At 61.1% G+C, this 8,817-nt stretch carries 9 protein-coding genes; all 9 read right to left on the reverse strand.

Annotation, left to right across the window (positions count from 1 at the left end; all coding sequences use genetic code 11):
• The coding region (locus tag ACTIE1_RS06400; protein ID WP_439563307.1) for an ATP-binding cassette domain-containing protein at positions 1-483 on the reverse strand (483 nt) is incomplete at its 3' end.
• Positions 480-1,682 carry an ABC transporter permease subunit gene (locus tag ACTIE1_RS06405; RefSeq protein WP_439561075.1) on the reverse strand — a complete coding sequence of 401 codons (1,203 nt, stop codon included), beginning with the start codon at positions 1,680-1,682 and terminating at the stop codon, positions 480-482. The genes ACTIE1_RS06400 and ACTIE1_RS06405, both read right to left, overlap by 4 nt.
• A gap of 4 nt (positions 1,683-1,686) precedes the next feature.
• Entirely contained in the window at positions 1,687-3,666 is a 1,980-nt protein-coding gene (gene urtB / locus ACTIE1_RS06410) for an urea ABC transporter permease subunit UrtB (RefSeq protein ID WP_439561074.1), read from the reverse strand.
• Positions 3,667-3,747: 81 nt separating this feature from the next.
• On the reverse strand, positions 3,748-5,031 hold the full coding sequence (gene urtA / locus ACTIE1_RS06415; RefSeq protein WP_439563308.1) for an urea ABC transporter substrate-binding protein: 1,284 nt from the start codon (positions 5,029-5,031) through the stop codon (positions 3,748-3,750).
• A 514-nt stretch (positions 5,032-5,545) separates the two neighbouring features.
• Positions 5,546-6,217 carry an urease accessory protein UreG gene (ureG, locus tag ACTIE1_RS06420; protein ID WP_439561072.1) on the reverse strand — a complete coding sequence of 224 codons (672 nt, stop codon included), beginning with the start codon at positions 6,215-6,217 and terminating at the stop codon, positions 5,546-5,548.
• Entirely contained in the window at positions 6,214-6,849 is a 636-nt protein-coding gene (locus ACTIE1_RS06425) for an urease accessory protein UreF (protein WP_439561193.1), read from the reverse strand. The genes ureG and ACTIE1_RS06425 overlap by 4 nt, the downstream gene beginning before the upstream one ends.
• Positions 6,850-6,855: 6 nt before the next feature.
• The gene (locus ACTIE1_RS06430) at positions 6,856-7,356 is read right to left on the reverse strand and encodes an urease accessory protein UreE (RefSeq protein ID WP_439561071.1); all 501 of its coding nucleotides are present in this window, start codon (positions 7,354-7,356) and stop codon (positions 6,856-6,858) included.
• Positions 7,353-7,586: a hypothetical protein gene (locus tag ACTIE1_RS06435; RefSeq protein WP_439561070.1), complete on the reverse strand. Its 234-nt coding sequence runs from the start codon at positions 7,584-7,586 to the stop codon at positions 7,353-7,355. Before ACTIE1_RS06435 ends, ACTIE1_RS06430 begins: the two co-directional genes overlap by 4 nt.
• A gap of 155 nt (positions 7,587-7,741) precedes the next feature.
• Positions 7,742-8,817 (reverse strand): urease subunit alpha (locus ACTIE1_RS06440; RefSeq protein WP_439563309.1); only part of this gene is annotated, 1,076 nt, incomplete at its 5' end.

Here is an 8,817-nt window from a genome sequence, read left to right on the forward strand (position 1 = left end):
CAACATGCCGATTTCCAGCCATTGTTTTTGCCCATGGCTAAGATCACCGGCGCGGTGGTCCAGACGGTCTTGCAGGCCGATCTCCTGCGCCAGTTCATCGATGCGCGCGTGATCGCGGCCTGTCATGCGCCAGACCAGCACGGAAAACGGGCCGCGCTTGTTGGCCAGCGCCATCGCCAGATTGTCGCGCACGGTCTGTTCCTCGAACACAGTGGGTTTCTGGAACTTGCGCCCGATCCCCGCCTTGGCGATCTGGCTTTCGGACAGTTTCAGTAAATCCACCTGCCGTTCGCCCCAACGCACCGACCCGCTGTCGGGGCGGGTCTTGCCGGTGACAATATCCATGAAGGTGGTTTTGCCTGCGCCATTGGGGCCGATCACGGCGCGCAACTCCGGCTCGCCTATGGCGATGGACAGGTTGTTGATGGCGCGGAACCCGTCAAATGTGACCGACACGCCCGACACTTCCAGCAATGTTGTCATGGCTTTTTCCTGACCAGATAGTCGAACAACCCGCCGATCCCTTTGGGAAAGAACAGCGTGACGGCCACAAAGCCAAGGCCCAGCACCACAAGCCACCAATCCGTCCACAAGAAGCGGTAGCTGCCCAGGGTGAAATTGGGCGCGCCCCCGCCCGTCAGCCAGCTGGACATCAGCGACACGCTGGCCGCCCCGATCACGGCACCATATAGCCGCCCGCGCCCGCCAATCGCCACCCAGGCCGCCAGATAGATGGACGCGATGGGCGCAATTTCGGCAGGGTTGATGATGCCCGCCTGCGGGTAATACAGCGCGCCCGCAATGCCCGACACCACCCCCGTCAGGGTAAAGACGAACAGCTTATACCCTTCGACGTTATAGCCCAGAAACCGCACGCGGGTTTCATTGTCGCGGATGGCCTTGATCACAGACCCGAACTTGCCCGACACCACCCATGCAAACAGCAGATACCCCGCCCCAAGTGCGAAGGCAGAGGCCCAGAAAAACCAAACCGACAGAATTGATTGCGGGACATGCAGCGCACCGGGAATGTTTTGCAGCCCCGACAGCCCGTTATTGCCGCGCAGGCCGGTGTCGTTCTGGAACAGATACAGCGACAGCGCCAGCGTCATGGCCTGTGTCAGGATGGACAGGTAAACCCCTGTCACACGGCTGCGGAACGCCAGCCAGCCAAAGACCAGCGCCAGCAGCCCCGGCACCAGCACCACCATGGCCAGCTGAACGGGCAGCGAGCCTGCGAAACTCCAGATCAGGGGCAATTCGGAACTGCCGACCACACCGAAAATCTGGGCGGTGACCGCATCGGCCACTTCGGTTTGCGTGGGCGGAATGGTGCCCCCCGCCAGACTGTCGCGAATGACGATTTCAGTGCGCGCATACATCAGCCACATGCCAATGGCATAGCCCCCAAGTCCGAAAAAGGCGAAATGCCCAAGGCTTAGAATACCGCAATAGCCCCAGACCACATCCATGCAGATGGCGATCAGGCACAGGCACAATGTCATGCCCAAAATCTTGACCATGGAGGTGGACAGCACACCAATGCCCATCCCCTCGGACAGGATACTGACGCCGAGTGTGAACAGCCCCAAAAACCCCATGAACCACAGCACAGACGGGTTGGTGTGCAGCAGGCCACGGCGGGCAGGGCGGGCGGTGTCGGGTTGATTGGTGGAAACCATGGGCTTAATCCCCTGCCGCGCGGCCCTTCAGGGCAACAATGCCCTTTGGCCGGAATTGAATGAACAAAATGATGAACAGCACCATATAGGTTTGCGCGGCCAGCGTGTTGGCGGGGTTGAACCATTCAATCCCCTTTTGCAGCGCGCCAATCAGGCCCGCGCCCGCCAATGTGCCGAACACCGACCCCACACCGCCCACAACCACGGTCATGAAACTTTGCACGATGTAATTCGCGCCCATTTCCGATGTGACCTGCGCATACATGCCAATCGCCACGCCTGCGACACCGGCAATCCCCGACCCAAGGCCGAAGGTCAGCATATTGATGCGGTCGGGGTTAATGCCCATGCTGGCCGCCATGCCGGGGTTTTGCGTCACCGCGCGCACTTCCAGACCCAGCCTTGTGCGGTTCAGGATGAACAGCAACAGCAGCAGGAAGGCCAGCGCCATGAAGAAGATGCCCACACGAAGCGTGCTGATGCTGACAATATCATTCAGGGCCAGCGACCCCGCCAGCCAGTCTGGCGCGGTCAGGGGGCGGGCCTGCGTGCCAAAGATGTTCTTGGCCAGTTGTTGCAGCGCGATGGAAATGCCGAATGTGGCCAGCAGCGTTTCCAGCGGGCGGGTATACAGATGCCGGATGACCAGACGTTCCATTGCAACACCGGCCGCGAACGTGACGGCAAAGGCCAGCGGCAGGGCCACGACCAGCGAAACGGTATAATCAGGGATCAGGGTTTGCACCACATAGCCGGTATAGGCCCCCATCATGATGAATTCGCCATGCGCCATGTTGATGACGCGCATCACCCCGAACGTAATGGCCAGCCCGATGGCCGCCAGAAAGAAGATGGACGCCAGCGACAGCGCGTCCAGCGACAGGCTTAGGGCCTGAAACGCCCCGATCCGCGTGCGCGTGCTGTCAAGGGCTGCGCGCGCCGCGTCCGTGACTGCCGCATCCGGTTCCAGATAGGCGTCAAAAAAGACATATTGCGCAACTGCCGCTTCCATATCGGCCTGTGTGACCAATGGCGGCACGGTGCCCGCATCCTGCAAGGCAAGGTAAGCCACTTGTCGGGCCGCGTCCGTGTCCAGTTGGTGCACCGGAATACCGCCCACGCTGCCGTTTACCACATTCGCGCGCAGCGCATCGCGGATGGCATTGCGCCCCGGCCGTGGCGGGAACAGACCGGCATCGACCAGCACGCCATAGGCGGCATGCAGGTCCATATCGTCGCCCGGTGTGCGGATACGCGCGATATTGGCGTCCTCGGGCAGGGTTTGGGCAAAATCGCTGCGGGTTTGCAAAAGCTGGTTCAGAACGCGCCGCGCTTCGGTGCTGATATCGCCGCGCAGCCCGTCAATGGCATCGACACGGGTTTCGGTATCAGTGGTGAAACGCGCGTTCAGCAGGTCCAGCAAGCGTTCCATACGCGCAGCAATGCGGGGGTCAGTTTCAGACGCAAGCGCCAGTTCCAGTGCCGGTATCTGTTCAGGATCGGGGCTTCTGCTGGCCGATTCCAGTGCCGCGATACGGCGCGCGGGGTCGGGGTTCATCAATTCAAACTGCACAAGGGCCGCATTGATTTCGCGCCGCACGCCCGCATTGGGCCGGATCTGGTTCACATCGCGGCTGCCCACCTGACCCACGACCGCGCCAGTGTCAATATCGACCAGTTCGACCATGCCGCCGGCGTCATTGGCAAAGAAGAACAGACCGTCCTCGGGCCGTTCGACAACGCCGCGATCCTGCCATGCGCGCAAAAATTCCACTGTGCCCGCTGCATCGCGCGTCAGTAGCGCAGACAACACATCAGGCACCGTGCCGCGGGACGGGCTTGCGACCTGTGCCTGCACGGTTTGCAGCACATCCTGCAAGGGCGTGTCACTGGCGCTTTGGGCAGGGGCGGCCAGCGGGGCCATGAAAAGACCAAGGAGTATCAGACACACGCACAAGGGCGCGCGGCGAAGGATTCGCAACATGGCGGGGGCTTTCATATCGTCAGTCGGGACGCAAATCCGATAGGGGGGATGCAAACCCTTAGGGTCTGCATCCCGTCTTGCTTAGTAGTTCGATGTCAGCTGGACACAGGTTTCTGTGGCCGTGTCAAACATGCCGCAACCCAGTTCCTGCCAGTCACTGACAAGGGTGGCGCTTTCGTCCAGATAGGGGGTCCATGCCGCGCCTTCGACCTCGCCGGTCTGGCTGATGATGTCGAACTGCCCGTCGGCGCGGATTTCGCCGATCAGAACCGGCTTGGCCAGATGGTGGTTCGGCAGCATGACAGCCGTGCCGCCGGTCAGGTTCGGAACTTCCTGCCCCCACATGGCTTCGCGCACCGCATCGACATCGGTTGTGCCCGCAGCCTCGACCGCGTTCACCCACATGTTGAAGCCGATGTAATGGGCTTCCATCGGGTCATTGGTCACGCGGTTCGTGTCGCCGATGAAGTCGTGCCACGCGGCAATGAAGGACTCATTCTCGGGGGTGTCTGCGGACATGAAGTAGTTCCACGCGGCCAGATGGCCCACAAGGCGCGATGTGTCGAGGCCCGAAAGCTCTTCCTCGCCCACAGAAAACGCGACCACGGGAATGTCGTCGGCGCTGACGCCCTGCGCGGCCAGTTCGGTGTAAAAGCCGATATTGGCGTCGCCATTGATAGTGGAAATCACGCCGACCTGCTTGCCGCCTGCGCCAAGGGCCACAACGTCAGACACGATGGTGGACCAGTCGGAATGACCAAAGGGCGTGTAATTTACAAAAATATCTTCGGCTGCAATTCCCTTGGACAGCAAATAGGCTTCCAGAATGGCATTGGTGGTGCGGGGATACACATAATCTGTGCCCAGCAGCGCGAAGCTCTCGACGCCAAGTTCTTCAAGGAAGTAATCAACAGCCGGAATTGCCTGCTGGTTCGGTGCGGCGCCTGTGTAGAACACATTGCGCGAGCTTTCCTGCCCTTCATACTGGACGGGATAGAACATCAGCCCGTTCAGTTCTTCCAGAACAGGAAGAACCGCCTTGCGGCTGACCGAAGTCCAGGCCCCGAAAATGACGTCAACTTCGTTGACGGTCAGCAATTCGCGGGCACGTTCGGCAAATAGCGGCCAGTCCGAGGCCGGATCGACCACAACGGCCTCAATCTCGCAGCCCAGCAGGCCGCCAGCGGCGTTTTGCTGTTCCACCAGCATCAGCATGACATCGCGCAGCGTGGTTTCGGAAATGGCCATACTGCCGGACAGTGAATGCAGCACACCGACCTTGATGGGGCAATCGGCAAATGCCGGGCCGGAGGCGATCAGTAATGCCGAGGCCGCAGCAGAAGCAAGCAGGGTTTTGGTTGTCATAAGACGCATTCTCCTTTGATGATCTTATGCGGCTGACGGCGCGGGTTGACACATGTGTTCAAGGCCCCATATCCGTCAGAGCAGCAGTCTTGTTGCCATGTCCAACGGTAAGGTCTGCCAGGATCGGGCCGTTGGACATGTTTGATGCCGATTGTTCAACCAGCAGATATGTTGTGTCGCGCAGGTCTGGCTGATGCAATTTCAGGGCAGTCTGATTTGGCGGCATCAGGGGGCGGGTTCGGGGTTGTGCCGAAGAAATAGGCAAACTCACGCGCATGTGATTAATAATATTGCTGCATTGCGGCGAGGATTTGCTGCATGTGGGACGAAAGTTCCATGTAGCCCAGCCCAGAAAATAGGCAACATGTTCAGGATTCGGACTCCGCAAGGCGTAGCGCCCGCAGGTGATGGCGGAATTTTGAGTATTTTTGGCAAGATGAAAGCCAGCGCCGCGGCAGGCACCAGCCGTTGCGTGGCCTGTCGGGGCCGCTATGATCTGGGGTGAATCGTGGTGTCAGGCGCTTTGGTGCTGACGGGGGGGCGCGGCGGGATCGGGGCGCAGCACAAGGCCGCCGTCACGTTCCAGAAATGACACTACAGCGTCCAGCCCGTGGCCCTGTTTCAGGCTGGCCAGAACATAGGGCAGGCGCCCGCGTGCGCGTTGCGTGTCCTGTTCCAGAAGCACCGGATCAACGCCGACATGGGGGGCCAGATCGATTTTGTTGACGACCAGCATGTCGGATTTCGTGACCCCCGGCCCGCGTTTGCGCGGGATGTCCTGCCCGGCTGCGGTGTCGATGACATAGATCGTGATATCTGCCAGTTCCGGCGAGAAGGTCGCGGCCAGATTGTCGCCGCCCGATTCGATCAGGATCAGGTCCAGATCGGGGAAGGCGTGGTTCAGTTCGGCGATGGCGGCAAGATTGATGCTGGCATCCTCGCGGATGGCGGTATGCGGACAGCCGCCGGTTTCCACCCCGCGAATGCGGTCGGCAGACAGCACCTGCGCGCGCACCAGCGCATCCGCGTCCTCGCGGGTGTAGATGTCATTGGTGATGACCGCCATGGAACAGCGCGGCGCAAGCGCGCGGGCCAGATGTTCGGTCAGTGTGGTTTTGCCCGCCCCGACAGGGCCGCCAATGCCCACGCGCAAGGGGCCGTGTTGAAGGGAACGCGATGTCGTCATGTCCGGTATAGCCTTGTTTCCTTGGTTTCATGTCGCATTGCGGCCAGATCGGCGGCAAGGCAGGAATTTGCGAATGCGTCGGGTTCCGCGGCTTCGGCGTGCGTGGCGACAGCCATGATAACCGGCAACAGATCGGCCAGCACTGTCTGGCCCGCACTTTGGCCCAGCGGGATATGTTTGACGCCCATGGTCACCAGATTGCTGACAAACCCTTGCAGATACAGGGCAATCACGTCGCTTGCAGGCAGCTCAAGCGGGCGTGCGGCGCAGGCCACAGCAATGGGCAGGGTGCGGGGCGGGATGGACCGGCCCGTCATGCTGCCAAGGGTGTGGGCGAAGGCAGCCCCTTGTTCGCGCGCCTCGCGCAGGCGTTCGGCGCAAGGTTGCAGCGCTGCACAGAGCGCATCCAGCGCGTCCGGATCGGCCCCTTCCTTCAGGGCCTGCGCCATCAGAACCGCATCCTGCCAGCCGGTGCCGAATTGCACGATATCGGCCAGCCAGTCGCGCAGGCTGTCTGCGTCATGCACGCAGCCATCAGCAATGACCTGTTCCAGCCCGTGGCTATAGGCAAAGGCTCCGGTCGGGAATGCCGGTGACAGCCATTGCACAAGTGTCAGCGCCGCAGGGGTCAGCATGGATCATGCATGCGTGTGGTGGGGGTGGTCGTGGCTGTGGCTGTGGCCCGTATCCGGCCCATGCGAATGGCCCATCGTCCGGCCATGGCCATAAGCCCCCCCTTCGGGTGTGAAGGCGGCATTGACGTGGCGCAGGCTGGCACCCAACTGGCCCAACATGGCCTCGATCACATGGTCGCGCCGGATCAGCAGGCGGTTTGCCTCGATCTGGCAGGGGGTGTGACGGTTGCCGATGTGCCAGGCCAGGCGGGGCAGATCGCCCGTCACCTCGACCAGGGGTTCATCGGCGGCAACGATTTCAAGCGTGGTGCCGTCCGTCAATTCGAACCCCCAATAGGCATCCAGATTGGTAAGTTCGGGCAGGTTGACCATGAACCCGCGCCCTTCGGCAGTAATCAGGCGTTTGCGGCGGATCATGCGGCCGTCATAATCCAGAATGACCGCGCCATCACAGCGGTCCGGGCGGGTTTTCAAAAGCCGGTTCAGGGGGGGAAGGTCGGTCATTTTGCACCTGTGTAGAAAAGATCTCGGTAAACATGCGCCGCCAATCCGCGCCGCGACAGGCCCATTGCGGCCAGCGCGCCATCAGGCAGGCGGTCAAGGCGGGCGAATTCGGCTTCGCGGGCGCTGCGTCCAAGGGACGGGTTGCACCCGAACCCCGTTGCGGCCAGAAAACAGTCAAGCCGTCGCGATTGTTGCGGGCTAAGGTTTGAATTTGCAGGTCGTCGTTGCATTTCACCCTCGCTCAGGCAGAAACACGCCTCCCACCTGAGGGGGTTATCACATATGCGCGTAAACTTCTGCTGAACAGCGCGTGCGCCATGCTGCGACGCGGCATTTTTTGCACGACTGTTGCGGCGCTGCGCCAGTGCTGCATGAAACATGGGCATCAGAACATGAAATAGCGCTGGGCCAGCGGCAGTTCGGTGGCCGGTTCGCAGGTCAGCAACACCCCATCGGCGCGCACCTCATAGGTTTCGGGGTCCACGTCAATATGGGGGGTGGCGTTGTTCAGGCGCATGTCGGATTTGCCGATGCCGCGGCAGTTTTCCACCGCAAGCGTGGTTTTTGCCAGCCCCAGTTCAGCGCCAACGCCCGCCGACTGGCCCGCTTGCGACACAAACACCACGGCGGAATGTTCGACCGCACGCCCGAAGGCGCCAAACATGGGCCGCGAATGCATGGGCTGCACCGGGATCGACGCGTTCGGATCGCCCATCTGGGCCACGACAATGGACCCGCCCAACAACACCATTTCAGGTTTCGCGCCGAAAAACGCAGGCGACCACAGCACCAGATCGGCGCGTTTGCCTTCTTCCACGCTGCCGATATGGCGTGACAGGCCATGCACGATGGCGGGGTTGATGGTGTATTTCGCAATATAGCGGCGCACGCGGAAATTGTCGTTGTCGCCGGTTTCATCAGACAGCCGCCCGCGTTGCTGCTTCATTTTGTGGGCAGTCTGCCATGTGCGGGTGATCACCTCGCCCACGCGGCCCATGGCCTGACTGTCCGATGAAATGACGGAAAACGCGCCCATATCGTGCAAGATATCTTCGGCCGCGATGGTTTCGCGCCGGATGCGGGATTCGGCAAAAGCCACATCTTCGGGCACCTTGCGGTCCAGATGGTGGCACACCATCAGCATATCAAGGTGTTCCTCGATCGTGTTGACGGTGTAGGGCATGGTCGGGTTGGTGGAGCTGGGCAGAATGTTCTGGCTGCTGACCACCTTGATGATGTCGGGCGCATGGCCGCCACCCGCCCCTTCGGTATGGAAGGCGTGGATGGTGCGGCCCTTGATGGCGGCAAGCGTGTTTTCCACAAACCCCGATTCATTCAGCGTATCCGTGTGGATCATGACCTGAATATCGGTTTCATCGGCAACACTCAGGCAGCAATCAATCGCGGCGGGGGTGGTGCCCCAGTCTTCGTGCAGTTTCAGGGCTGCTGCGCCTGCGCGCA

Origin of the sequence: Roseinatronobacter sp. (assembly GCF_051859525.1) — a bacterium.
Lineage (GTDB): Bacteria > Pseudomonadota > Alphaproteobacteria > Rhodobacterales > Rhodobacteraceae > Roseinatronobacter.

What these genes read in the sequence shown, in the direction of transcription:
- ACTIE1_RS06405 (WP_439561075.1), bottom strand. Translation starts at nt 1,682, where the DNA reads ATGGTTTCCACCAATCAACCCGACACCGCCCGCCCTGCCCGCCGTGGC.
- urtB (WP_439561074.1), bottom strand. Translation starts at nt 3,666, where the DNA reads ATGTTGCGAATCCTTCGCCGCGCGCCCTTGTGCGTGTGTCTGATACTC.
- urtA (WP_439563308.1), bottom strand. Translation starts at nt 5,031, where the DNA reads ATGACAACCAAAACCCTGCTTGCTTCTGCTGCGGCCTCGGCATTACTG.
- ureG (WP_439561072.1), bottom strand. Translation starts at nt 6,217, where the DNA reads ATGACGACATCGCGTTCCCTTCAACACGGCCCCTTGCGCGTGGGCATT.
- ACTIE1_RS06430 (WP_439561071.1), bottom strand. Translation starts at nt 7,356, where the DNA reads ATGACCGACCTTCCCCCCCTGAACCGGCTTTTGAAAACCCGCCCGGAC.
- ACTIE1_RS06435 (WP_439561070.1), bottom strand. Translation starts at nt 7,586, where the DNA reads ATGCAACGACGACCTGCAAATTCAAACCTTAGCCCGCAACAATCGCGA.